Raw genomic sequence first — 25,374 nt, 5'->3', positions numbered from 1 at the left:
TCTTCGCGAAGGGCTCGGCCCGCAGGACGATCAGGGTGTCCTCCAGGATCTCGAAGTAGCGCGCGACCGACTGCCGCGCGACGTGCGCCGCGGCCCCGAGCTTCGAGAGATCGAGGTGGTGGCCGGCCCATTCCGCCGCGACGTGGAGGAACCGTGCGAAGCCCTCGAGATTGCGGGTGAGGCTCTCGGCCTGCACTTCCTCCTTGAGATATGTGGCCGCGTACGAGCGCAGGGTCTTCTGCCGGCTCGCCGCTTCGGGGTCGGTGAGAATCCCCGGCAACCTCCCGGTCGCGAGCGCCCTCCGCGTGTCGAGCGCGTAGGCGCATTGGGCAACACGAACGTCAACATCAACACCGGCACGCACACCGTCATCCACGAGCTCCAAACGACGACCGACACCTACCGGACCACCGAGACCTGCGTGCTCCGCGGCTCGTTCCTCGACCACTTCGTGCGCTACAAGGTCAAAGGATCGCAGACGGTCTCGTGGCTCTTGCGACCGCACCCGACGCGGCACGCGCGTCCCGGTCGGACGTCGTCGCCGGGCTCGGCGAAACAGAATCGGCAAAGCCGGGCACCACACCACCATGGCCCATTCGTCGGCACATCCCCCCGCGCGATCGGCACCGCCTCTTGCTATTGTCTGGAAGTACAGAAATCTGTATCGTCTCTGCCCATGAAGACAACCCTCGACCTGAACGACGTTCTTCTCGCGAACGCCAAGGCGCTTGCGGTTCGACAACGCACGAGCCTGACGAGATTGATCGAGGAAGGTCTCCAGCTGCGGCTTCGGTCCGCTCGTAGATCCGTCCGTCGCGGCGCGCCACGTCTTCCGGTCTTCAGGGGACGGGGCGGCTTGGTCGCCGGCGTCGATCCGACCAGCAACAAGGCGCTCCTGGCGGCGCTCGGCGATGACGCCTGACGTCAATGTACTGGTCGCGGCTTCGCGGAGCGATCATCCCCATCATCGCGTAGCGCGCGAGTGGCTCGAAGCCGCGATCGCCGCGTGCAACGACGGCGCTACGTTGCGCCTGATGCCGATGGTCGCGGCCAGCCTCCTGCGTCTCGTGACGAGCGCGAAAGTCTTCAAGGTCCCGACACCGATCAAGGACGCGATTGCGTTCCTCGACGCCCTGCTGGGTACTCCGGGTGTCGAAGGCGTAACGCTCGGCAGCGAGTGGCCACTGCTGCGTCAGCTCTGTCTCGACAAGCGCCTCACCGGCAACGATATTCCCGACGCCTGGCTCGCCGCCGCCGTGGTCCAATCCGGCGAGCATCTCGTGACCTTCGACGCGGACTTGAAACGGCTGCTCGCGCGTACGCAGGTCACGGTCCTGGTGCCGTGACATCGGTCACGCCGGCGCGGCCGTGCCTCCTGTGTACGACTCGTCCGCGCGCGGAGCAGAAGGGGCGCCCCAAGATCACGGGTCCGGTGTCGGTCAAGTACGTCCGCAGCATCGTGAACGGCACGCTGCGCGCGATGATCCTCGACGCGATGGTGGACGACCTCGTCACGCGCGACCTCTTCGTCGGGCTCAAGTGGCCCGCGTGGCGCCAACCCGAGGCCGATCCGTTCGCCGTCGACGAGGTGCGCCGCATCGTGGAGCACCTGCGGGTGCGGCGCTACGGGTTCGCGCCGCTACCGGGCTCGCGCGGGGTTCGCCGACTCCCGCACCCCGCTGCTCGGGGACGATTCTGCGATGTGTCCCCGGCGAAGTGTCCCCGGTGCGAAGCGAGGTAACGTGCTGAAAAACCAAATGCGAGGAGGGGGACTTGAACCCTCCAAGCGTGACGAAAACGCGAGCGATTTTCACGACGAAACAGGCGCTGAGGGGCGCCAACGGGCACGAAGTGTCCCCGGCGGGGACACATCTGCGGTCGGCACCAAGCGGGGAGGGCGGCGCTGATGCGGCCGTATCCAACGGCAAATGCGATGCCGTCGAAGGGTGGTCGTCCGCCGACGCACAATGCGACCGCCCTGCGGAAGGCGGTCACGCGCCTTGGCACCAAGCGGCTTGACGGCCGCAGCACGGTCGCCGTCGCCGCTCGCCGGTTCAAGGCTGACCTGACGGCAGACCTCGGCGGCGATCCGAGCCGGGCGCAGCGGACGCTGATCGAGCTGGCGGCGCGCACGTGGATCATCGTGGAGGCGCTGGACGACTGGATCATGCGCCAGCCGTCGCTGGTGCTACATCGCAAGCGGGCGGTCGTGCCGGTGCTCCTGCAACGCCAACAGCTCGCCGACTCGCTTGCACGCACGCTCGAACGGCTCGGCCTCGATCGTAAGGCGCGCAACGTTCCGACGCTCGACCGCTACCTCGCTACCAAGGCGGCGCCAACGAACGGCACAGGGATCGCCGGGAGCCAGCTCGATGCGTGATCCTACGCGGCACCACTCCGAGGACGCACAACAACGCGTTGTGAGCGACGCAACAGCATCACCTGGACCTTCGGCCTGTCCGGTATGCGGCATCGCGTTCACGCGGCGCCGGCGATGGCAGCGTTTCTGCTCCACACGGTGTCGCTGGCGAGCGTGGTCGGAGGCTCGGACCGTGGAGACGGCACCATGACCATCCTCGAAGCCCTCGAAGACGTGAACCTGCTCGCACCGGCCTTCCGGCCGGCCGCGAGCTGGGTAGCCTGGCGCGTGTTCCTCGCGGCCGTGTTCGGCTTGTCGCTCGAAGCGGACGGGTTAACTCGCTACCGCCAACACACCGGGCGTGCGGTGCCACCCGCGAGTCCGGCCCGCGAGGCATGGGTCATCGTGGGCCGTCGCGGTGGCAAGTCACGGATCGCCGCGCTGCTTGCCGTCTACGCGGCAGCATTCAAGCGCTACGACCTGGCCCTCGGCGAGCGCGGCGTCGTCATGGTGCTCGCTGCCGATCGCCGGCAGGCCCGCGTCGTGTTCCGCTACGTCTGCGGTCTTGTCGACGCCTGCCCGATGCTGGCGGCGCTCGTCGCGGATCGCACCGCGGAAGCGCTTCGCCTCACGAACGGCATCGACATCGAGATTCACACGGCCAGCTTTCGGGCTGTGCGCGGATACACGCTGGTGGCGGCAATTCTCGACGAGGTTGCCTATTGGCCCACGGACGATAGCGCGAACCCCGACACCGAGACGGTTGCGGCGCTCCGGCCCGGCATGGCGAGCGTACCCGGCGCTCTGCTCGTCGGCATCAGCAGTCCGTACGCTCGGCGCGGAGAACTCTGGCGCGCCTACGAGCACCACTACGGCATCGACGGCGACCCCGTTCTTGTCTGGCAGGCGGACACGCGAAGCATGAACCCCGCAGTGGAGGCGTCCATCATCAGCACCGCGTACGAGGACGACGAGGCGCGGGCGGCGGCAGAGTACGGCGCGCAGTTTCGGCGTGACGTTGAGCGGTTCGTATCGCGCGAGGCGCTAACGGCGTGCATCGTCCCGGACCGTCAGGAGCTGCCGCGCAGTGCCGAGCGTGAGCACCTGGCATTCGTGGACCCGTCCGGCGGGAGCGCAGACAGCTTCACGCTCGCGATCGCCCACCGCGAGGACGATCGGGTCGTCCTCGACCTGCTGCGCGAATGGCGGCCGCCGTTCTCGCCCGACGAGGTCGTCCGGGAATATGCCGCGCTCGTTCGCAGCTACGGTGCCGCGGTCGTCTACGGGGACCGGTACGCGGGGGAATGGCCCCGCGAACGGTTTCGTGCGCACGAGGTCTCCTACGTGACTGCGGACAAGTCGAAGTCGGAGCTGTATCAGGCATTCCTGCCGCTGCTGAACGCCGGTCGTGTCGAGCTGCTGGACCAACGTCGACTCACCACGCAGCTGCTCGGCTTGGAGCGTCGCACCGCGCGCAGCGGACGGGACAGCATTGACCACGGCCCGGGTGCTCACGACGACATCGCGAACGCTGTCGCTGGGGCCACCGTGCTCGCTGCAGAGATTCAAGAGATTCCCCTCGAATGGTGGAGAGAAGTATTGGCCTGAGAGCTGAGAGGAGCGGACGATGACGAAGGGACAGGAGCACAGCAGAAGCGCCCCGATCGAGGACGAGGTAGCGGCACTGGAGCGGGCGGCCGTAGAGGCAGAGGACCGGGCCGCGGCGGCGAGGGTGGCTTGGGATCGTTTAACGTCGGCGCAAGCCGCGGACCGTCGACGGCAGGCGGAACCGTTGCGTGCTCGCGCTGCGGAGCTACGCACGACGCTGGCGGCCCTCGATGCAGAGCTGCAGGCCCGTCTCGATCGACTGCTTGTCGACGCGCGGCGAGTCTACGTCGAGCAGGTGCGGCCCGCGGGCGACTCGTTGGTGTTGACGGTGGGCACGGCGGCCGCACTGGACGGTCGGGGCTGGGGCGAGCGCGCCGAAGTGTTCGCGCGCTGGTTCTCGCGGAACCTCGCCGCATGGGAGGAGCGCACACGATGGCGCTTGGAATGAGTCGCTACCCTCCGCTTGGGTCCCCGCGTAGATAGATAGTTGCGCCATATCGCTACAACGCCATTCGGCGCCCAGCGAAAACCTGGTACTCTGGACGCGCCGTATGGCCTTCGCTCCTGCGCTAACACTCGCCGAGGTCACCACGGCGCTCGCGGCCGATTTTGCGATGGTCAGCGAAGTGGCGGTCGGCGGTCAGGGGGCTGTCTTCAAGGGCTCCCCCATCGGCAATCCTTCGCTTGAGGTGGCGGTCAAGATTTACGTTGGGAATCAGGTTGACGAGAGGACCGACCGCGAGATCGCTGCGATACGTGGATTCAGGTCGCCCACCATCGTGACCATGCACAGCGCCGGGCAATGCGTGTTGCGTGGAAACACGCATCGCTACCTCGCCACAGAGTTCATCTCGGGCGCTCCACTCGATCGGTTGATCGCGAACGGGCCGCTCAGCATCTCCGACACCGCGAAGATAGCTCGCGACGTCGCCACGGCCATCGAGATCATTTGGCAGGCTAGGATCGTCCATCGTGACGTGAAACCGAGCAATATTCTCGTCCGCCCAGACGGGAGCGCTGTGCTGGTCGATCTCGGCGTCGCCCGCCACCTTCAACTGGCGTCGCTCACCACGTGGGGCAAGACCTGGGGAACCGAGGGATATCTATCACCGGAGCAGATGCGAGGTCTGCGAAACCTGACTTGCAAGTCCGACATCTTCGGACTCGGACTCGTTGTCCAAGAAGCTATCGGCGGCCGTCACCCGACGCTAGGGAACCAGCGCGCCCTGTTGAATGGAGGACGGATGACTTCGTCAATCAGTCCTAATCTTCCCCACGAATTTGTTGCGCTAGTCGATGCGATGGTCAACGGCAGGCCGGTTGTTCGCCCTCTCCCACGTGAAGTAATCACCCGTTGTCAGCCCTTCATCTAGCCATGTCGGATTTCTATTTCTTGGCTCGATATCAGGCTGCCGTTCCTCCCGCAGTCAGCGGGATAGACGGATCGATCATCAGCCCATCGGGCATCGCCTTCCATACGCTGACGCGCCGATCGCTGAACGCTCCTCATCTGCTTCGTCGACTACTCGATCCGCAAATGTATCTCGCCACGTTGAATGCGGGGCGTTGCGGCAGTGCATGCGTGAATCTGATGAGCTACGGCTGGTTCGGCGCGCAACTTCAGCAATTCGATAGTGGAGAGCAAAAGCAGAAAGAGTGGAAAGATGCTGCGCGCGCTTCAGTTGCAAACTTGTGGCCCGGCGTCGCCCCGACTACGCAGGTTGACATCCGTGCGGCAGTGCAAATGTGCGTCACCGTGCAACGAGATCTTGGCTGCGAAGGGATCATCCTTCCCGCGCCGCTATCAACCGATCCAACGTCTGACTATTCGACTGCACTCAGTTGGCTCGATTGCGGATTGGACGTTGCGTCACAGTTGGCACCGGGACTTCCCCGCCTAGCTACGATCGCGATCTCCGATACGTGCCTTCGTGGCATCGATCCGTGGTCCAATTCTTTCCTCGACATCGTAGTGGATCAGGTGAGTTCGCGCGCGCCAGAGGGCGCGTACATCGTGATTGAGCAAGCGATAGAAGACTCGTACTACATGACCCACGCTAACGTCGCCGGATCCCTGATGCGCATCGTCTATCAACTGAAGCAGGGAGGTGTCGGTCGAGTAGTTGTGGCGTTCGCTGGGACGGCGGGACTCCTCGCGGTTGTCGCTGGAGCCGATGGCTGGTCGTCAGGGTGGTACCGGGGACAGCGACGTATTCGACTCAGCGATTTTGAAGAGCAGGAAGGAAGGACCGTCCCTTCGTTCTACTCGCATGCTTTTGGGGGCGAGATCGGACTTCAGAACGACCTGGACAAGATGGTAGGTGCGGGCATGCTGGCCGCCGTTGCTGATTCAACGCCGGCAAGCTCCGGCCTCATGCGTGCACTTGCAGGGGGGGCACGGTGCGACTCAGTGCCGGAGTGGCAACATCGGCTCGGGAACAAAGGGGCAGCGATCGAACATTTTTTGGAAGTCGCCGTGCGGGAGACGCGGGCACTATCCGCGTTGTCTGACGCGGAGCGTGTCGCTCGGTGCACGGAATGGCTAACCAACGCGGAGCGGCTTGCTGCCGACTTCTATCGATTCGCCCCGTTTGATTCGCGCACCTCCGTGTACCATCAGCAACCTTGGCGCCAGGCGGTTCAGGCGTTCATCGGGAACAGGTGATCACGGGACCGCGCTTGTTGGATTCGAGAACCCGCAGGTCCGCGTGACGGCCCAGACCCAATCTGCGGAATTCGCCTCTCGATGTTCCGCCTCGACCGGGACGTTTACCCCGGATGAGCTGACAGAGAGAACACCAATGCCCATGCGGCGGCTACATTCCAACAGTGAAGCGTTCGAGGCCAAGGCGGCTGGCACTGCAACGTAAGAACGGTTGGCGAACCGTTGATACTGCTGAGCCTGTCGGAGCGCTTCGCGCCAGCGAACCAACTTGGCTTCGATCGCGACGATTTCCGCTTTTCGCGGGAATGCTCTGCGCTTCAACGCATACAGCTGCCCGCGCCGTGTGACGACTCCGAGCCGTTCGAGCTTGCCAAGGGCTCGGAGCACGTTCTCCTTACGGCTCCAAATCTGATTCGTGAGGCTGTCCGCTTCGTGGGACCGGCTCAGCAATTGAGCCAAGACTGCACTTTCGAATCCAGAGAGGTGGTTGCGCAAACGGGCTCTGCCGGGAGGCGATCCGAGAGCCCGCGGTGCCGATTCCGAAACAACGCGCCAAGGCGAGCGCGCGATGACGAGATCCGGAATGCAAGAGCCGACGCGAAACTCCGTGTGCAGGGAGGAAGCGGGTGCCAGTGTCGACCTCGCCCAGCGCGAAAGAACTTCGCATAGCTCGCGTTCGGCGCGGAATAGCGGTTTCGCCTTTCCTGCTGCTGAACGAGGCCTCACCGCGCGATGAGATAGTCCAGCGGCTCGAATCCAGCAACCTACCGACGTCCTCATTGCGCGTATCAGGCGACGCCCTGCGCAGCGCGGCTTGAGCGCTTCCGATCGCGGGCTGATGGACCTCGAAGCGACTGCGTGGGGCGCGGCTACTCGGCATGCGTGACCGCGGCGCCATCTTGGGCTACTGACCTGGGAGGAGATCGAACCATGAGGAGTACGTGTCAACATCGAGAGCGCGGGACGGGGGCTCGCAAATTCATCGACTGTTCGACGGGTGAGCATCCGGCCCTTTTCATCGGTGGCGCCAGGAACGGGCGATGGCGTGGCGGTCAGCCTAGCGCTGATGACATCGCTCGGTTGGTGCGAGCGGCCGACGCACTCGCACGACGTGTTGCGGGACTGGCTGCGGCGGTGGAGTCACTGCGGTCGACTCGTCGACGCGGCGCTTCAGCCTCCGCTCTGCACGGCTTGGCGTAGCGCGTCGCGGTGGTGCTGATGGCTCACGCCTCGGCCGGTGACGAGACTGCGGTTGCGCCGAGCGAGCGGACGAGGCCGCGACTGAGGACCGTGCCCGATCGGCGGCGCCTCTCGCCTCGCACGGTCGCTCAGGCAACACGCATCGTGCGCCGCATGCGCAACCTCGACGACGCGATCGCGCTCGAAGGCGCGGCCGCAGAGCTGCGTCAGTTCGCCGAGCGGCTCGACCGTCGGCGGTTGCGTGGTGTTGACGGGGGCGACCTCCGGGCGGTGGCCATTCGCTTCGAATACTTGGCATGGCAGCGGCGGGAGTGTCGTTCATGAAACCGCGTTCTCGGCCGCAGCGATCACGAGAGGCACGTGTGCGGCTACCGTGGACAGCAGATCGGCTCGCCACGGAGCTACGCACGAAAGCCGGGCGGCCGCCGTTTGTCATGTCGGAGGTCATCGCGCGCATTTTCGCGTGGACGGATACCGAGGTGCAGGCCGGACTTCACTGCCGACCCTTGAGGGAGCGCCACGCGCCGGCGCTCGATGCGCTTTGTGCTCTTGCGAATGCGGGCGCCGACCCGTGCTGGATCGTGGATTGCCTGGAGGAGTTCTACCGGCATTACGAATCGCTCGTGCCGGTCCGCCGGTTCCTGCAACGACCGCACACAAAGTCCGAGGAGGCTGCGACGTTGGACAGGGCAGACGCAATCCTTGGTCCCGTGAGCCCAGACGACGCTACCCGCGAAGAAGCGCCCCATCCACCGTGGGATCCGCGAGCAGTGACTCTCGCGATCGCAGGTGCGACCGGTCGTCTCACCGGGGGTGGCGCCGCTCTCGACCACCTGCACCACGTTGTGGCGAATGTACTCTTGAGCTGGCTGGCCCAGCGACGCCCAGGGGAAACCCTGACCCGCGACGATGTGACGTCTGCCGTGCGTATCGCACCGGAGGTCGCCCGCCTCATGGCGAAGCTCACGCTTCGCGAGCATGTCCGTGCGCGCCGTGCGTTGCCGTCCGTTTCGGCCGAGGCCGTGGGGAAGCGCCATGGTAATCGCCCGCCTCCGAAGCACTTCGTCGAAGTCCAGGCCGCGCACGACCTCGTGGCGTACGTCAATCCGAGTGCTCGGAGGGGACAGCGGCGCCAGGGCATGACTCAGATTGCGTTCCTCCTGCGGGCTGTATTCCGCGAGACGCTGACGGGCGGCACCTGGCGCAAGCATCCGTCGATCGCGCTCGCGGACCTTCTGAAACAAGCGCCCCCACGTCCCAGACCGACGAGGCCGGGCGGCCCGTCGAATATCGAGCCGGGCCTCGCAGCCCTACTGCCGCAATTGGACGAGCTGCGCGGAGCGTATTTGGACGCGTTCCTCCGCCCTTACAAGACGCTATCGACGCTGTACCCGCTCGGGCTTCTTCGCGGTGCCCTGCTGCCACCTCCCGAGGAGGACACGCCGCCCTCCTTGGCGTCCTCGCAGTGATGGGCCACCTCATACTGTCCACTTTGTGGTGCCGCGATGACCTGGTGCCTGCGGTGGCTGCCCGCCGCGCTGATCTTCCTGCCCGGCATCCCGTGGCCGCGCTCCTCGGGGCGACGCGGTTCATCGCGTTCTGACTTGCGATGCCATGGGCCACGAGTCGCGGTCGGCGCTGTGTGTGGCTCTAGAGGACTTCGCCCTGTCGGCTGCGTCGCGCCCCTCGTCGGCACAGGCGTATCCACGCGCTGCGTAAGTTGCTTGGGCCATGAGTCGACGGGCGTGGAACAACCGCGTTCTTCCGCGCTATATCACGGCGCCTCGATGCCCTCAGGACTGCGGCCGTGCCCGCCTGCACTCCTGAGGGAGCCCCTAGCCTGCGGCGGGCGCTACCCGAGAATGTATCAAGTAGGCAGGAACCACCATGGTCGACGACAACACGACCCTCGCCGCTTCGCCCACCCGCAGAAGTACTCCGGCGGTTCATGCGGGAGTACGTAACCGACAACAGCGCAGTGCCGAGCGTCCACGGCGAAAGATCCTGGATGCGCCAGAGAGGGCAAATAGCGTTGAACGCCGTTGAGATCGAGCAGGCGATCACAGACCTTGCGGAGCAGCCCTTTGACCCCGCGACGTTCCCCTACGCCTTCCTTGAAGCTTTCGGTAACAAGGAGACGACAATCAAGCGCCTTCGCGCTGGGGCTTCGAACAAGTCCGACCTCGGCGGTGTGCTCCAGACCAACAACATTCACATCCTGACCTGCGAGGCAGGGCAGGTGTCGCGGGCACTCAACGCGCTCAAGGACAGCCCGGCTACCGCCAAAGCCAAGGCGAAGTTCGTCCTTGCTACTGACGGCAACGACTTCGAGGCGGAAGAGCTGACAGGCGGCGAGACGGTCGCTTGCGCCTTCCAGGACTTCCCCGACCACTTCGGATTCTTCCTGCCGCTCGCGGGAATCACCACCGTCCGGCAGATCAGCGAGAACGCCTTCGACATCCGGGCGACCAGCCGCCTCAATCGGCTCTACGTCGAACTTCTGCGCGACAACCCCGATTGGGGCAAGGCCGAGCGCCGCCACGACATGAACCACTTCATGGCGCGGCTCATCTTCTGCTTCTTCGCCGAGGATACCGAGATCTTCGTCGGCAAGGGCAAGTTCACCGAAACTGTCGCGCAGATGAGCGCGAAGGACTCGTCCAACACGCACGCGGTAATCGGCACGTTGTTCCTTGCCATGAACACCAAGCGGGACGAACGGGCAGCGGCCAACATTCCTCGCTGGGCCGACGACTTTCCATACGTGAACGGCGGCTTGTTTTCCGGCACCATGGATGTGCCGAAGTTCAGCAAGATCGCGCGGTCATACCTCCTGCACGTCGGCAGTCTCGACTGGACCAAGATCAACCCCGACATCTTCGGGTCGATGATCCAAGCCGTCGCCGAGGACGAGGAGCGCGGCGAGTTGGGGATGCACTACACCAGCGTCCCCAACATCCTGAAGGTCCTGAACCCGCTCTTCCTAGACGACTTGCGCGCACGATTGGCAGAGGCAGGCGACAACCCCCGCACCCTGCTCAACCTACGCAAGCGCATGACGAAGATGAGGGTCTTCGACCCCGCCTGCGGTTCCGGCAACTTCCTCGTCATCGCCTACAAGGAGATGCGCGCGATCGAGGCCGAGATCAACGAGCGACGCGGCGAGCGGCATCGTAGCTCTGGAATTCCGCTCACGAACTTTCGCGGGATCGAGCTGCGCGACTTTCCGGCGGAAATTGCCCGCCTCGCGCTAATCATCGCCGAGTATCAATGCGACGTGGTGTACCGGGGGCAAAAGCTGGCCTTGGCCGAATTCCTGCCTCTGCGCGACGAGAATTGGATCACCTGCGGCAACGCTCTTCGGCTCGACTGGCTGACCATCTGCCCGCCTACAGGTAGGAGCGTGAAGGTGCAGGCGGACGACCTGTTCGATACGCCCCTCGAACAAGCGGAAATCGACTTCGAGAACGAAGGCGGCGAGACCTACATCTGCGGGAATCCCCCGTACCTGGGCAACAAACTTCAGTCAGAAGAACAGAAATCCGACTTATCCGCCGTATTCGATGGTCGCTTGGAAGGCTGGAAGTCGCTCGACTATGTTGCCGGATGGCTCATGAAGGCAGCGGAGTACGGCCTTCAGACGAGTGCGAGTTCCGCGTTTGTGGTGACGAATTCGATTTGCCAAGGTCAACAGGTCTCGCTCTTCTGGCCGTCCATCTTTGCCACAGGTCACGCGATCGAGTTCGCCCACACTTCATTCAAGTGGTCGAACTTGGCCAGTCATAACGCGGGCGTCATCGTAATCATCGTCGGACTATCGAATGTCGCTGGAAAGAGGAAGCGTCTCTACACGCTTGACGCCGACGGAACGGCCCTCGAACGGGTGTGCGGCAACATTAACCCCTATCTGGTAGATGCCCCCAATCTCGTCATCGAAGCCCGACGTGACCCGCCGAAGGACCGCGCTCCTATGCTCTTCGGCAACATGCCGCGCGACGGTGGGCATCTTCTTGTATCGCCTGAAGACAAGGCGGGCACAGATCCTAGTGACACAATTTTCAAAAGGTACCTGAGGCGCTTTGTCGGCTCAGAGGATTTCATTCAGGGCAAGGTCCGATACTGCCTCTGGATTGAGCAAGATCAATGGGCCGACGCCGCTCGCTCTCCGACGGTCGCTCGACGCCTCGAAGCCGTACGGGCCATGCGGTTGTCTAGCAAGGCTGGCTCTACGCGCGACTATGCCAAAGCGCCCTACCGATTCGTTCAAATACAGGGAAACGCGCAGCGGCTGACGCTTATCGTTCCACGCCATAGTTCGGAGCGCCGCCCTTATCTTCCGGTTGGGCTTCTGGATGCGGGCACAGTTGTCGCCGATAGCGCCTTCGCGCTCTACGACGCACCGCTCTGGCATCTGGCTTTGATTGCGTCGCGTCTTCATCTCGTTTGGATCGCTGCGGTCTGCGGGAAGTTGAAGACGGACTATCGATACTCGAACACATTGGGATGGAACACCTTTCCAATCCCGACTCTCACCCATAAGAATGAGGTTGACCTCACTCATTGTGCCGAGGACATCCTCCTCGCACGCGAAGTCCACTTCCCCTCAACAAGCGCTGACCTCTACGAGCCTGAGGCAATGCCCGAAAATCTGCGCCAAGCGCATTCCCGCAATGACGAAGTTCTTGAGCGTATCTACATAGGGCGCCAGTTCCGAAATGACACGGAACGTCTCGAAAAGTTGTTCACCTTGTACGCCAGCACGCAGAAGGAAGGTGCCACCATTGAAAGGGCCACTTTCCCGGGACGGAGACGCGCATGAGCCGAGTTGACTACATTGCCCAGCCTGCTCCCCGCACTACTCTTGATGCACTTCAAGCCATCTTGCAGGACGGCGCTGTGGAGAGCATCGACGTGGCGGTTGCCTATGTAACGTCGGGCGGTGCCTACGAACTGCTCAAAAGGTTGGCGGAGACCCTCGGCGAGGCATGGAGCGGCGTTCCAAAGAGGTGGATCACGTCCTTCGACTACTGTCGCACCGAGCCAGTGGCCCTTGCCAGCCTACTCAAGGTTCCGAAGTCTTCAGTGAGAATCCATGATGCCCGCTTCTGCCTGGATCACGGAGGCGCTCCTAAGATGCCCTTCCATCCGAAGACGTTCCTTGTCCGGACCGATCTGCGCGACTACGCGCTCGCGGGATCCGGCAATATGTCTAGATCAGGATTGTTGCGTGGCGTCGAAGCCGGACTTGTCGTCAGTGTCAATCGGGCCGGGCCGACTGAGCCCACCGCCGCTGCCGCTATGCAATCCATGCGTGCTTGGTTCTCAAGAACGTGGAACAACGCCACGCGGTTGACTCCGGCGCTATTTACCGGCTACCGCCGGCTCTTTGAGCACAGGGACAATTTGAAGGCCCCAGCTCCTACAGAGGACGACGTCGCGAGCACCGACACTGGACGCGGAACCCTATCAACCAAAGAATTGCAGAAACTGCGCGTATGTACCCATTTCTGGATTGATGCCGGGAACATCACCAAGAACCGCGGCCCCAAGTTGCCCGGCAATCAGCTCATGATGAAGCGCCTCTCAAGGGTATTCTTTGGCTTTCCGTCCACCACTATCCCTAAAAATACACACGTCGGTGACGTGAGGATTGGCTTCGATAGCGGTCCAGCAACTCTGTTTTCGTTGACCTACAGCGACAACAAGATGGACAAGCTCGTCCTGCCAATACCCGGAGCTGGCGGGCCACCTGCCTACGACAATGAGTGTTTGCTTTTTGTGAGAACCAAGCCGCGCGTCTTCGAGCTGACCATTGGAACCAAAGCGGCGAAAGCTCAATGGCTCAAGAAGAGCAGTGCAATCGACGGGGCGTTCCACATGGCAAGTGGGCGCGAGTGGGGTGTGTTTTGACGAGCGGTCCCGGCGGCGATTGCAAGGGCGCACAGAACGTCCCTTCCGTATCTGTCATCTACGCCCGCAACGGCGCATCGACCAAGGCCAATGCCCTGGGGATGCGGCCGATGCAGGAACGCGCCTACGAGAGGCGGGGCGAGCAGTACCTGCTCATCAAATCGCCGCCCGCATCAGGGAAGAGCCGGGCGTTGATGTTCATCGCACTCGACAAGCTCACGAATCAAGGCCTGAAACAGGCCGTCATTGTCGTGCCGGAGAAGTCCATCGGGGCCAGCTTCAACGACGAGCCGCTGTCAAAATTCGGCTTCTGGGCCGACTGGCACGTCGAGCCGAAGTGGAACCTCTGTAACGCACCAGGCAACGACAATGGGGGCAAGGTCAGGTCACTCGGTACGTTCCTCGACGGCGACGACAAGGTGCTGGTCTGCACCCACGCGACGTTCCGCTTCGCTGTCGATGCCTACGGCGTGGAGGCCTTCGACGACCGCCTGATCGCGGTCGATGAGTTCCACCACGTTTCAACGAACCCCGACAACAAGCTGGGCACGCACCTCGGGCAGTTCATTGCACGGGGGCGCACGCACATTGTCGCCATGACGGGCTCCTACTTTCGCGGGGATGCCCAGGCCGTGCTGAGTCCGTCCGACGAAGCTAAGTTCGATACCGTAACCTACACGTACTACGAGCAGCTCAACGGCTACGAGTACCTAAAGCAACTCGACATCGGCTACTTCTTCTACAGCGGGCCTTACGTTGATGACATCCTTAAGGTCCTAAACCCTGCCGAGAAGACGATCATCCACATCCCCAACGTCAATTCGCGCGAAAGCACAAAAGACAAGATGCGCGAGGTGGAGCATATCATCGAGGCGCTGGGCGAATGGCAGGGCGTCGATGCGACCACGGGCTTCCAGCTTGTTAAGCGGCCCGATGGTCAGGTGCTGCGCATCGCCGATCTCGTCGATGACGACGCTGCTAAGCGCGACCGCGTGTCCGCCGCGCTCAAGGATTCGGCGCAGAAGAACAACCAGGACTACGTAGACATCATCATCGCGCTAGGCATGGCGAAGGAAGGCTTCGATTGGATTTGGTGCGAACATGCGCTCACCGTCGGCTATCGCGCCAGTCTTACAGAGATCGTGCAGATCATCGGTCGCGCGACCCGCGACGCGCCCGGCAAGACTCGCGCGAGGTTCACCAACCTGATCGCCGAGCCGGATGCCTCTGAGGAAACCGTAACCGAGGCCGTCAACGACACCTTGAAGGCGATCGCCGCAAGCCTCCTGATGGAACAGGTCCTCGCCCCGCGCTTCGAGTTTAGGCCCAAGAACGTGGACAGCGGTCCGACGCCTGACTTCGACTACGGCAGGGCCGGCTACGATCCCGAAAGGTCCAACGTTGGGTTCAACCACCAGACCGGACAGGTGCAGATCGAGATCAAGGGCCTCGCTGAACCCAAGAGCAAGGAGGCCGCGCGTATCTGCCAGGAGGACCTGAACGAAGTGATCGCCACCTTCATTCAGGACAAGACCGCTATCGAGCGCGGCTTGTTCGATGAAGAACTGGTGCCGGAAGAACTAACGCAGGTTCGCATGGGCAAGATTATCAAGGACAAGTACCCTGATCTTGACGCGGAAGATCAGGAATCCGTCCGACAGCACGCCGTTGCGGCCCTCATCCTCACGCAGCAGGCAAAGCAGCTTGCGACGGGCGGCGGAAGCGAGGAAACCGCCCCCAACACCGCCCTGATCGAAGGCGTGCGCCGCTTTGCGATGGATGTGCGCGAGCTGGACATCGACCTGATCGACCGCATCAATCCCTTCGGCGAAGCCTACGCGATCCTCGCTAAGACCATGAGCGAAGACAGCTTGAAGCAAGTTGCGGCGGCTATTTCTGCCAAGCGCACGAACCTGACGCCGGAAGAGGCGAAGGAGCTGGCCGTGCGCGCGGTCCAGTTCAAGAGGGAACGGGGGCGCGTGCCCGCGCTCGACTCGCAGGATGCGTGGGAGCGCCGCATGGCCGAAGGCGCGTCCGCCTTCATGCGCTTCAAGAAGGAGGGTCGCTACTATGAGTGACCCCAACCTCGACGAATTAGCGGCGGAGCTTTCGGAGTTCGCCGCCCCGGAAGCCAAGGGCGGACGTCCGCCGAGAGAGGAGCGCGTCATAGCCGGGTTCGAGGAAATCCAGCGTTTCGTCGAGAAGCACGATCGCGCTCCGCAACACGGGGAAGACCGCGATATCTTCGAGAGGCTGTACGCCGTGCGCCTTGACCGACTGCGCACCCTACCGAACTGCCGCACACTGCTGGCGTCGCTCGATCATCAGGGCTTGCTGGATGGCGCAACGAGAGTCGGCGAAGGCTTGGCCGATTACGACGTCGACAAACTGGCTGCCGAACTCGGGAGCACGACCACCCCCGATGACATCACCGTCCTGCGCCACGTCCGCACCAGTGCAGATAAACGCGCCGCCGAGGAGATCGCCGACCGCAAGCGGTGCGAGGACTTCGAAACGTTCAAGCCGCTGTTTGATCGAGTAGAGGCGGACGTCAGGACGGGCCTGCGCCAGGCCCAGCCCATCGAGGCGGGCCGCCGCGTAATTGACGCCGGAGACTTCTTCGTCCTCGACGGCATCATCCTCTACATCGCCGAGGTGGGCGAGCCGTTGAAGACGACCGCCGGGGAAGTGGATCGCCGTTTGCGGGCCGTCTTCGCCAACGGCACCGAGAGCAATCTATTGCTGCGCTCGCTTCAACGCGCGTTCTACAACGATCCCGCCGCGCGGCGGCTGGTTTCGCCGGAGAGCGGACAGTTGTCGTTTGGGGGCGAGTTGGAAGCGGACGACGTGGAGAGTGGCACGATCTATGTCCTGCGATCGCTGTCCGATCATCCCTATGTCGCGGAGCACCGCGATCTGATCCACAAGATCGGCGTGACCGGCAGCAAAGTGGAAACCCGGATTGCGGACGCGGAGCATGACGCCACGTACCTCCTGGCTAAGGCTGAGGTGGTTGCGACCTACAAGCTAGCGGGCATCAACCGCACGCGAATGGAGAACCTGTTTCACAGGCTGTTTGGATCGGCGCGGCTGAACATCACAATCAACGACCGCTTCGGTCGTCCTGTGCAACCACAGGAATGGTTCCTCGTTCCCTTGTTCGTCATTGACGAGGCCGTAGAACGAATCAAGGACGGGACCATAACCAACTACGTCTACGACCCCAACACAGCGCGGCTGGTTAAAGCGGTTTCCGCGTCGCGCGCGAAGGGTCAGACGTCGGGCTAAGTCCGCCGCAAGAGGCGGCCATCCGGCCGAACGGATCGCATGCGGGACCAGGGGCGTATCGACCAATCGGCGACCCCAGCGATGCGCATGATGTCGCCACGACGTTGCGGGTGGCAGCCGGTCGCGTCGTGGATCGCGGCCAAGTCGTTGATGGTCGCTCGCGCGTCGACGTTCATCGGCAAAACGCGTAAGACTTAGCGCTGTCGTCGGGCTCGCTCTCTTATAGCGGTGCGTGTGATGCACGGGTGTGGATCATGCCCAAGCCGTGGCGGATAACCTCCTCGCGCAGCGCCGCGAACAGCTAGGGTGGTCACTCGCCGCTCTCGCCGCTGCGATCCCAACGACGGCGGCTCGACTGCGGCGCGTCGAGCAGGGACGCGCCACGCTGCCGCCCGGCCTCGCGGCGCGTCTGGCCCTCGTTCTTGAGCTGACGCCCTACGAGGCGCTGACGCATCTCGGCGTCGACCCGATCCGGTCATGGACGGACGCAGTGCTCCCGCCACCCGCGCTGGAGGTGCAGCGATGCTGACCCGCCCGCGGGTTCGGCTGCTCTCGCTTGACGACCTGGCGGCCCTCCCGCCCACGCGCCCGCTGGCAGGTAGGCTCCTGCAATGGGGCGGTCTGTACATCGTGATTGCACCGCCCGGCACCGGCAAGTCCACGCTCGCGGTGGGTCTATCGCTCAGCATCTCGACCGGCATGCCGTGGCTCGGGGAAGCGGTCGCGACCGGCCCCGTCGTGTACGTAAGCGGCGAAGGCCTCGCGGGCCTGCCGAAGCGCGTTGACGCCTGGCTCGCGCTGCATCCCACGGTCGACCGCCGCACCGTCCCCATCCGATTTGTGACCGAGGCCATCAATCTGCTGAACGAGTCACATGTCAACGCACTCCTGGCGACGCTCACCGCCATGCCGCCCGTGCTGGTCGTGCTCGACACGCTCGCGCGCTGCTTCGGCGGCGGCGACGAGAATTCGGCGAGCGACATGGGGAAGGCGGTGGCTGCGTGTGACCGCATCCGCGCCGCGACCGAAGGTGCCGTGCTCCTCCTCCACCATCCGAGCAAGGGCAAGACCGACGCGCGGGGCAGTGGCGCGCTGCTCGGCGCCGTCGATACGGCGATGCAGCTCGCGTCCGAGGACGACGGAGTGTTGCGGCTCACCTGCATCAAGGCGAAGGACACCGAACTGTTCGCCCCGCGCACCCTGCGCCTGCTGCCGGTCGTGCTCCCCGGCGGCGAGTCCGCGTGCGTGTTGCAGCTCGTCGACGTGAGCGCCGGAACCACGCGATCGTCCCGGCTCACCCCGAAGCACCAGCATGCCCTAGAGACGCTGGCGCGCCTGGGTACGGAGGGCGCGACGTACACGGCATGGCGGCAGGCGAGCGGGCTAACCGACACGTCGATGCGCCGAGCACGCACCACGCTCCTCGGCCTCGGCCTTGTCGGGAAAGATGGGGACCAGTACCGCGTCGTCGAGAACCGAAGCGCTACAGCCATGAACAGCCAGACCACAGCCAATGGCTCTGACCTGGCTGCCCACAACTACAGCCAGCCACAGCCACACCCCTTTAGGGGTGGCGGTGACGGCGGTGGTGGCGGCGGTAGTGCCGACCGCGACGAACCGCCGCCCACGGATGCGGACTACCCGCTCGACCTCGCATCACGGGACGGATGGCCCGGATGACGGTCTCGTCGACGATCCGCGCCGCTCGGGGGGCGCGCTACCACGCATGGCGGCGCCGTCATGCAAGGCGTGCCAAGCTACGGCCGGCTATGGCGATTTCGAACCTCTGGCGGTCGAGCCGGTGCCGCTGGACCTGCGCGACGAGCTTGGCGAGATGACGCGGCCGGCCACCGCCGCGCGCGGCACGCGCCGGTGTCCCGAGGGCGGGCGATGACCGCCGCAGCACTCCTGCGCGCGGCCGTCGGCGCATTGCTCGACGTAGTGGGCCACGACTACGGTCCTGCGCTCGCTCCGGCCCTCGACGGCGACCCTGACGCCGTTGCCGTTCTGGTCGCGTTCATGCGCGCGGTCAACCACATCGCGGCCGGCGCCGCGGACACGGAGGTGCACACCACGTTGCGCCAGCTTCTCGCCGCGCTCGCAGCCCTGCGGCGGAGGTCGGATGCAGGAACGCGGTTGCCGCGATGAGCGACGTCACGTATAGAGCCGCCCACGATGACGGGAGGGGAAGTGCGTGCCATTCGCGATCGTCTGCGCCTCTCGCAGTCCGAGTTTGCAGCTCTGGTGGGCGTTACACCGAACAGCGTGGCACGTTGGGAGCGCGGCGAGATGGCTGTACGGGAGTCGGCGGCCCGGCTGATGCAGTTGCTGGCGGTGCAGGCGAGGCCGAGTCGGCCCCGTGAACGCGCAGCAGGCGAAGCCCTATCTGTACGCCGACGAACTCGCCACGCTGACGCCGTGGAGCGTCGAGGCTGTTCGGAAAAAGGTACAGCGCGGCGAGTTACGCCGCGGCGTGCACTACTTCCAGGACGGACCCCGCGGGCGGCTGATCTTCAAGTGGGCGGCGATCGTCGAGTTGATCGAGCACGGGGAGTCCGCACGCGAGACCGCGGGGCCAGCCACGGCGCCGCGCGGCGCAGAGGTGATCGCGATTGAGGAAGCGACGGAAAGACTACGGCGGCTGCTCGGTTGAAGTGCACGGCGGCCGTCTCCGCTTGCGGCTCCGCGTGCCCGGGCACGGAGGCGTGCGCCACGTTGCACGCGCGATCGCGGCCGACACGCCCGAGAACCGCATCGCAGCGCGGACGCAAGCGCGAGTCGTGAGCGCGCTCATACGCGCCGGCCGGACGCTCGCGGAGATCGAGCCGTTGCTGAAGCCTGCGCCGGTGCCCAAACCCGGCGCTTCCGACGCGCCGACACCGCCGGTCCCCGTAGTGACCGTGCGCGGCTACTACAAGGCGTGGATGGTGCGCCAGCGTGCCGCTGCGGCCCAGACGCCACCAGTCATCCGTCCCGCATTGCTCCGGGACTACTCGCGCCATGGCGACTACTTCCTTGAGACAAGCGTGGGCACCGACGATTCGCCCTCACTGTTCGGAGATCTTCCCATCGCGGCGCTCCGGCCGAAGGATGTCCACGACCTCCAGCGGCAACTGCTGGCGCGCCCGCGGGCCGAGCAGAAGGGGCGACCGCCCGTCACGGGACCGATCTCGGTCAAGTACGTCCGCAACATCGTGAACGGGACGCTCCGTGCGATGATCCGCGCCGCCCGCGTCGACGACCTGGTGACGCGTGATATTTTCGTGGGGCTCGTGTGGCCGACCTGGCAGCAGCCGGAAGCCGATCCGTTCGAGTTGGCCGACGTGCGGCGCGTCTGCGGCTGGTTTGCGGCGAAGCGCTTCGGCTTCCCGCCGGTCGCCGGCTCGCGCGGCGTCCGCCGTCTGCCGCATCCGTCGTTCCACGGCTACGTGCATCTCCTGTTCTGGTCGGGACTCCGGCCGAGCGAGGCGTCGGGCCTCCAGTGGCAGGACATCGATCTTGCGCGTGGCGTGCTGCGAGTCCGGCGGTCCTTCCATTCCGGCGCATACGGCGAGCCCAAGACCAAGAGCGCGCGGCGCACGGTCGAGCTGTTGCCCGAGACGGTGCGGGTCCTGCGTGCGCTTGCGCCGCTGCATGTCCGACCCGATGCGCCGGTCTTCACGAGCACGACGGGGGCACCGATCGAGCCGAAGGCGTTCTCGGAGCACTGGTACGACTGCCTACGCGCGCTCGGACTCAGGGTGCGTGGTCTCTACTGCACGAAGGACACGTACGTCTCGATCGCGCTCCAACGGGTGCAGGACCCGTGGTGGGTCGAGAAGCAGACCGGCGTCGCGCTCGCCACGCTCAAGGCGCACTACGCGAAGTGGATGCCGAATGATGACCGTCGCGAGCTACGCCGCCTTGCGAGCCTGCTGGAGGATGAAACCGAGACGTGTCCCCGGTTACCTGTCCCCGGTGCAACGCGACGAAGTGCTAAGTCGCGAGAAAACCAAATGCGAGGAGGGGGACTTGAACCCCCACGGGTGTTACCCCACTAGCCCCTCAAACTAGCGCGTCTGCCATTTCGCCATCCTCGCGTGACAGCGGTCGAGAGGTACCATCGCGATCGCCGACTGTCGAGAGCGTGCGCCGGCGAACGCTCTCGACAGTCGGCGCCCGGTGCTACGGCGCGGCGGGCGGGGGCTCGGCCGCGGGGGGCGCTTGTCCGGCGGGTGCGGCGTCCTCGCCCTCGGCGACCGGCGCAGCGCCGCCTTCCGCGGGGGCGGCGGCGGGCGCGCCGTCGGCGACCGCGGCGGCCTCCGAGTCGGCGGCGGCGCCGGGCTCGGCCCCGGCCCCGGCGTCGGCCGCGGGCTCGAGCGACCCGGCCTTGGGCATGCCAGTCTCCGGCATGATCGTCGAGTGGCCTCCGTGCGAGCCGACGTAGGTGAGGGCGAGCGACGTCGTCATGAAGACGATGGCGGCGCCGGTCGTGAGGCGGGTGAGGAAGTTCCCCGCGCCGCTGCTGCCGAAGATCGTGCTGCTGGCGCCGCCGAAGACGGCGCCCATGTCGGCGCCCTTGCCGGCCTGCAGGAGCACCACGAGCACGAGGATGAAGCAGGCGATCACGTGGACGACGGTGATGAGAATGGTCATGGGGTCACGAGCTCCTATTGAAACGCGATGATGCGGCTGAATGCGGCGGCGTCGAGGCTCGCGCCGCCAACGAGCGCGCCGTCGATGTCTGGCTGCGCCATCAGGGCGTCGACGTTGTCGGCCTTGACGCTGCCGCCGTACAGGATCCTGACGGCCTCGGCGCCGGTCTCGCCGGCGAACTCGCGGAGCAGCCCTCGGATGGCGGCGTGGACCTCTTCCGCTTGCTCCGGCGTGGCCGTCTTGCCGGTGCCGATGGCCCACACCGGCTCGTAGGCGATGACGAGGCTCTTCACGGCGTCCCGCGAGAGGCCGGTGAGGCCTTCGCGCACCTGGCGCTCGATGACGGGCAGGGTGTTGTCGGCTTCCCGTTCGCGCAGCGTCTCGCCGATGCAGACGATGGAGGTCAGGCCGGCGCGCAGCGCGGCGCCGATCTTCTGCCGGACCATCTCGTTCGTCTCGTTGAAATACTGCCGGCGCTCGGAGTGGCCGATGATGACCCAGCCGCAGCCGACGTCCTTCAACATCTCGGCGGCGATCTCTCCGGTGAAGGCGCCCTTCGGCTCGGCGTGGAGGTTCTGCGCGGCGAGGCCGATGGCCGTGCCGGCGAGCGCCCGGGCCGCGGTCTCGAGCGCGGTGAAGGGCGGCGCGACCACCACGTCGCGATCGCGAGTGCTGGCGGCGGCTTCCTTGATGGCGTCGATCAGCGCCGTCGTTTCGGGGCGCGTCGCGTACATCTTCCAGTTGCCGGCGAGGAGCGGGCGGCGTGCGGTCGTCTTCTTCATTGTTCGAGCACCGCCAGGCCGGGGAGTACGCGACCCTCGAGGAACTCGAGCGACGCGCCGCCGCCCGTCGAGATGTGGGTGATGTCGGCGCTCCGGCCCGAGCGCGACAGTGCGGCGATCGAGTCGCCCCCGCCGACCACGGTGAGCGCGGTGCTATCGGCGAGCGCGTCGGCGATCGCCATGGTGCCCTTGCTGAAGGCGTCGACCTCGAAGACGCCCATGGGCCCGTTCCAGAAGATCGTGCGGGCTTTCGCGATCTCGTCGCGATAACGCGCCACGGTGGCGGGGCCGACGTCGACGCCCTTCTTGCCCGCGCCGATGCTGGTGGTGACCTCGGCCGGCGCGCTGCCGTCGATCGCAGTGCTGACGAGATGGTCGGTGGGGAGGTGGAGCGTCACGCCGAGGTCCCTGGCGCGCGCGAGCACCTGACGGGCGACGTCGACGCGATCCTCCTCGACCAAGGAGTCGCCCGTGGCCGCTCCCTGTGCGCGCAGGAACGTGTACGCCATGGCGCCGCCGACGAGCAGGGTGTCCACTTTGCCGAGCAGGTGCTCGATCACCTTGATCTTGTCCGAGACCTTGGCGCCGCCGAGGATCGCGACTAGCGGCCGTTCGGGGTGCCCGGTGATCTTCGAGAGCGCCTGGACCTCCTTCTTCATGAGGAGGCCGGCGGCGCGCACCGGCACGAGCCGCGCCATGCCCTCGGTCGATGCGTGGGCGCGATGCGCGGCGCCGAAGGCGTCGTCGACGTAGACGTCGGCGAGGGCGGCGAGCTGCTTCGCGAAGCCGGGGTCGTTTTTCTCTTCTTCCGGATGGAAGCGGAGGTTCTCGAGCAGCAGCACGTCCTGGCGACCGAGCGCGCGCGCCAGCCGTTCGACCTCCGCGCCGACGCAGTCGGGCGCGAGCGCCACCTGGAGGTGCAGGAGCTCGGCAAGGCGCTCCGCGACCGGTTTCAGGGAGAGCTTCGGATCGGGGCCGCCCTTGGGACGACCGAGGTGCGACGCGAGCACGACGTGGGCGCCGTTGGCGATCGCATGCCGCACCGTTGGGAGGGCCGCTTCGATGCGGGTCGCGTCGGTGATCGCACCGTTCTTCAGCGGGACGTTGAAGTCGGCGCGGATGAAGACCCGCTTGCCGACGAGATCGAGTTCGTCGATGTATCGGATGGCCATGCGTTCGTGCCTGTGTGCGCGCGCGTATGCAGCCGACGCCCGAGGCGCCGGACCCGATGCGGGCGAGAGCAAGCGCGTCGTATCGCATGCGTTCGGCCGGCCGTCAACCGAATTGTCCTGTAACGACGCGTAATTGACTGCCTCACCCCCCTGGGCTAGCGTGCCGGCCTCGTCGCGAGACGGAAGCGCGTGGGGTGTACGGTCGAGGGTGCCGTGAGGTGCGCATGTGGGAATCCGCTGTCCGCGAAGTAGTCGTCCAGTCTGCTGAGCCGCTCACGATCGCGCGGCCGCAGGAGACCATCATCGATATGGTCACCGGTTCGGGCGCGGTGGTGCAGCTCGTCCTGCTGCTCCTCGTCGCGTTCTCGGTTGCGAGCTGGGCGATCATCTTCACGAAGCGTCGGCAGTTGCGGCGCGCCGAGCGCGAGTCGGAACGCTTCATCGACATCTTCTGGGACGCCAAGAACCTGACCGCGATCAACACCGCGAGCCTCGATCTGAAGGCGAGCCCGGTCGCCCAGGTCTTCCGGTCCGGCTACCAGGAGCTGGTGCGCATCACGCGCGCCAAGCGCGAGGCCGCTCCGGGCGACGACATGTCGACCGACCTCGGCGGCGTCGAGAACGTCGAGCGCGCGATGAAGCGCGCGGCCCTGCAGGAGACCACGAAACTCGAAAAGTCGCTGACCTTCCTCGCCACGACCGCGAGCGCGGCGCCCTTCGTCGGACTCTTCGGCACGGTATGGGGCATCATGAACGCCTTTCGGGGCCTCAGCGTGACACAGTCGTCGAGCATCCAGGCGGTTGCGCCCGGCATCTCGGAGGCGTTGATCGCGACGGCGATAGGCCTCGCGGCCGCGATTCCCGCGGTCATGGCCTACAACTACTTTGCCGACCGCGTCCGGGTGCTCGGGGCCGAGATGGAGAACTTCGCGTCCGAGTTCCTGAACATCGCCGAGCGGCACTTCCTCAAATGACGCGCGGGGGCGGCCATGGCGTTCGATAGTCGCGGCAGCGGGGGCGGCTCGATCGCCCAGATCAACGTCACGCCGCTCGTCGACGTGATGCTCGTGCTCCTCGTCATTTTCATGGTGACGGCGCCGATCATCCAGCAAGGGGTGAGCGTCGACCTGCCGAAGACCCGCGCGGCGGGCCTGAACAGCCAGGAGGATCCGCTGGTCGTCGGTCTCACCAAGGACGGCACCGTCTATTTGAACGACAACCAGATCGCGCTCGCCGAGCTGCGTGCGAAGCTCGCCGCCGTCGGCCAGGCGCGTCCGGACCGGGCGGTGCTGCTGCGCGCGGACCGCAGCGTGCCGTACGGGGACGTCGTCGGCGTCATCGCGGCGATCAAGGAGGCCGGCATCGGCAAGCTCGGCATGGTGACCGAGCCCGCTCCGGAGGCGGCGCCGGCCCGCGCGGGAGAGCGCCGGCGGTGAGGCGATCCTCAGACGCTGCCGCGTCCGAACGCGCCCCCGGGCGTTGAGCGCGTCCCATGGCGGACCGACGACGGGGACGCGATGAGGGACCGCGGAGCGGCAGCGGGTGGTCCGCGTCGGGCATCGCGCTCTCGATCCTCGTCCATCTCCTCGCAGTGGCGCTCATCTTCTTCGCCCCGCACCCGCTGTCGGCGCCGCACCCGACGGCGTACACGGTCGAGATCGTCGATCCGAATGCGCTCGGCGGGGAGCTCCTCGAAGGGCCGATCGGGGGAGCGGCCGCCGCGAGGAAGAAGCCGCCGCCGGAGCCGCCCCCGCC

25 protein-coding genes and 1 tRNA gene are annotated in these 25,374 nt (G+C 65.4%); 21 read left to right on the top strand and 5 right to left on the bottom strand.

Features of this window, described 5'->3' with window-relative positions; genetic code table 11:
- Window positions 1–676 precede the first annotated feature (676 nt).
- From IT293_11395 to IT293_11310, 18 genes are all read left to right on the top strand, one after another.
- A complete protein-coding gene (locus IT293_11395; GenBank protein ID MCC6765255.1) occupies window positions 677–922 on the top strand; it encodes a DUF2191 domain-containing protein in 246 nt (81 codons plus the stop codon).
- Complete coding sequence (locus IT293_11390) at window positions 912–1,346, top strand: PIN domain-containing protein (GenBank protein MCC6765254.1); 435 nt, start codon at window positions 912–914, stop codon at window positions 1,344–1,346. The genes IT293_11395 and IT293_11390 overlap by 11 nt, the downstream gene beginning before the upstream one ends.
- On the top strand, window positions 1,343–1,741 hold the full coding sequence (locus tag IT293_11385) for a hypothetical protein (protein ID MCC6765253.1): 399 nt from the start codon (window positions 1,343–1,345) through the stop codon (window positions 1,739–1,741). The genes IT293_11390 and IT293_11385 overlap by 4 nt, the downstream gene beginning before the upstream one ends.
- Before the next feature lie 192 nt (window positions 1,742–1,933).
- Window positions 1,934–2,380 carry a hypothetical protein gene (locus IT293_11380; protein ID MCC6765252.1) on the top strand — a complete coding sequence of 149 codons (447 nt, stop codon included), beginning with the start codon at window positions 1,934–1,936 and terminating at the stop codon, window positions 2,378–2,380.
- A gap of 186 nt (window positions 2,381–2,566) precedes the next feature.
- Window positions 2,567–3,967 carry a hypothetical protein gene (locus IT293_11375; GenBank protein MCC6765251.1) on the top strand — a complete coding sequence of 467 codons (1,401 nt, stop codon included), beginning with the start codon at window positions 2,567–2,569 and terminating at the stop codon, window positions 3,965–3,967.
- A gap of 19 nt (window positions 3,968–3,986) precedes the next feature.
- A complete protein-coding gene (locus IT293_11370; GenBank protein ID MCC6765250.1) occupies window positions 3,987–4,415 on the top strand; it encodes a hypothetical protein in 429 nt (142 codons plus the stop codon).
- Between the two features lie 103 nt (window positions 4,416–4,518).
- Window positions 4,519–5,340 carry a serine/threonine protein kinase gene (locus IT293_11365; protein ID MCC6765249.1) on the top strand — a complete coding sequence of 274 codons (822 nt, stop codon included), beginning with the start codon at window positions 4,519–4,521 and terminating at the stop codon, window positions 5,338–5,340.
- Between the two features lie 2 nt (window positions 5,341–5,342).
- Window positions 5,343–6,632 carry a hypothetical protein gene (locus IT293_11360; protein ID MCC6765248.1) on the top strand — a complete coding sequence of 430 codons (1,290 nt, stop codon included), beginning with the start codon at window positions 5,343–5,345 and terminating at the stop codon, window positions 6,630–6,632.
- 1,353 nt (window positions 6,633–7,985) lie between these two features.
- On the top strand, window positions 7,986–8,156 hold the full coding sequence (locus tag IT293_11355) for a hypothetical protein (protein ID MCC6765247.1): 171 nt from the start codon (window positions 7,986–7,988) through the stop codon (window positions 8,154–8,156).
- A 110-nt stretch (window positions 8,157–8,266) separates the two neighbouring features.
- Window positions 8,267–9,301: a hypothetical protein gene (locus tag IT293_11350; GenBank protein MCC6765246.1), complete on the top strand. Its 1,035-nt coding sequence runs from the start codon at window positions 8,267–8,269 to the stop codon at window positions 9,299–9,301.
- Window positions 9,302–9,864: 563 nt separating this feature from the next.
- The gene (locus IT293_11345) at window positions 9,865–12,651 is read left to right on the top strand and encodes a class I SAM-dependent DNA methyltransferase (protein MCC6765245.1); all 2,787 of its coding nucleotides are present in this window, start codon (window positions 9,865–9,867) and stop codon (window positions 12,649–12,651) included.
- A complete protein-coding gene (locus tag IT293_11340; GenBank protein ID MCC6765244.1) occupies window positions 12,648–13,742 on the top strand; it encodes a hypothetical protein in 1,095 nt (364 codons plus the stop codon). Before IT293_11345 ends, IT293_11340 begins: the two co-directional genes overlap by 4 nt.
- Window positions 13,739–15,820, top strand: coding sequence for a DEAD/DEAH box helicase (locus IT293_11335; protein MCC6765243.1), 2,082 nt, complete (start codon window positions 13,739–13,741; stop codon window positions 15,818–15,820). The genes IT293_11340 and IT293_11335 overlap by 4 nt, the downstream gene beginning before the upstream one ends.
- Complete coding sequence (locus IT293_11330; protein MCC6765242.1) at window positions 15,813–17,030, top strand: GIY-YIG nuclease family protein; 1,218 nt, start codon at window positions 15,813–15,815, stop codon at window positions 17,028–17,030. Before IT293_11335 ends, IT293_11330 begins: the two co-directional genes overlap by 8 nt.
- 265 nt (window positions 17,031–17,295) lie before the next feature.
- Window positions 17,296–17,559, top strand: coding sequence for a helix-turn-helix transcriptional regulator (locus IT293_11325; protein ID MCC6765241.1), 264 nt, complete (start codon window positions 17,296–17,298; stop codon window positions 17,557–17,559).
- Window positions 17,553–18,710: an AAA family ATPase gene (locus IT293_11320; protein ID MCC6765240.1), complete on the top strand. Its 1,158-nt coding sequence runs from the start codon at window positions 17,553–17,555 to the stop codon at window positions 18,708–18,710. The genes IT293_11325 and IT293_11320 overlap by 7 nt, the downstream gene beginning before the upstream one ends.
- Before the next feature lie 210 nt (window positions 18,711–18,920).
- Window positions 18,921–19,178, top strand: a complete 258-nt coding sequence (locus IT293_11315; protein MCC6765239.1) for a hypothetical protein — start codon at window positions 18,921–18,923, stop codon at window positions 19,176–19,178.
- A gap of 27 nt (window positions 19,179–19,205) precedes the next feature.
- Window positions 19,206–19,646, top strand: a complete 441-nt coding sequence (locus tag IT293_11310) for a helix-turn-helix domain-containing protein (protein MCC6765238.1) — start codon at window positions 19,206–19,208, stop codon at window positions 19,644–19,646.
- Between the two features lie 431 nt (window positions 19,647–20,077).
- Here IT293_11310 and IT293_11305 read toward each other — a convergent pair whose 3' ends face one another.
- The 5 genes from IT293_11305 to IT293_11285 form a co-directional block, all read right to left on the bottom strand.
- Window positions 20,078–20,665, bottom strand: coding sequence for a hypothetical protein (locus IT293_11305; protein MCC6765237.1), 588 nt, complete (start codon window positions 20,663–20,665; stop codon window positions 20,078–20,080).
- Between the two features lie 361 nt (window positions 20,666–21,026).
- Window positions 21,027–21,109: transfer RNA gene (locus IT293_11300), tRNA-Leu, on the bottom strand.
- Between the two features lie 85 nt (window positions 21,110–21,194).
- Window positions 21,195–21,665 (bottom strand): preprotein translocase subunit SecG, encoded by a 471-nt coding sequence (gene secG, locus IT293_11295; protein MCC6765236.1) that lies wholly within the window; start codon window positions 21,663–21,665, stop codon window positions 21,195–21,197.
- Window positions 21,666–21,679: 14 nt separating this feature from the next.
- Complete coding sequence (locus IT293_11290) at window positions 21,680–22,447, bottom strand: triose-phosphate isomerase (GenBank protein ID MCC6765235.1); 768 nt, start codon at window positions 22,445–22,447, stop codon at window positions 21,680–21,682.
- Window positions 22,444–23,619 (bottom strand): phosphoglycerate kinase, encoded by a 1,176-nt coding sequence (locus IT293_11285; protein ID MCC6765234.1) that lies wholly within the window; start codon window positions 23,617–23,619, stop codon window positions 22,444–22,446. Before IT293_11285 ends, IT293_11290 begins: the two co-directional genes overlap by 4 nt.
- Window positions 23,620–23,921: 302 nt before the next feature.
- Here IT293_11285 and tolQ point away from each other — a divergent pair, with 302 nt between their 5' ends.
- The 3 genes from tolQ to IT293_11270 all read left to right on the top strand — a co-directional run.
- Window positions 23,922–24,593, top strand: coding sequence for a protein TolQ (gene tolQ / locus IT293_11280; GenBank protein ID MCC6765233.1), 672 nt, complete (start codon window positions 23,922–23,924; stop codon window positions 24,591–24,593).
- A gap of 15 nt (window positions 24,594–24,608) precedes the next feature.
- Entirely contained in the window at window positions 24,609–25,055 is a 447-nt protein-coding gene (gene tolR, locus IT293_11275) for a protein TolR (GenBank protein MCC6765232.1), read from the top strand.
- Window positions 25,056–25,111: 56 nt separating this feature from the next.
- Window positions 25,112–25,374 (top strand): hypothetical protein (locus tag IT293_11270; GenBank protein MCC6765231.1); only part of this gene is annotated, 263 nt, incomplete at its 3' end.

The sequence above is a fragment of the Deltaproteobacteria bacterium genome (assembly GCA_020848745.1).
Classification (GTDB): Bacteria; Desulfobacterota; Binatia; order UTPRO1; family UTPRO1; genus UTPRO1.
Note: the sequence above shows the minus strand (reverse complement) of the source record. Positions and strands in the feature narration are given on the sequence as shown.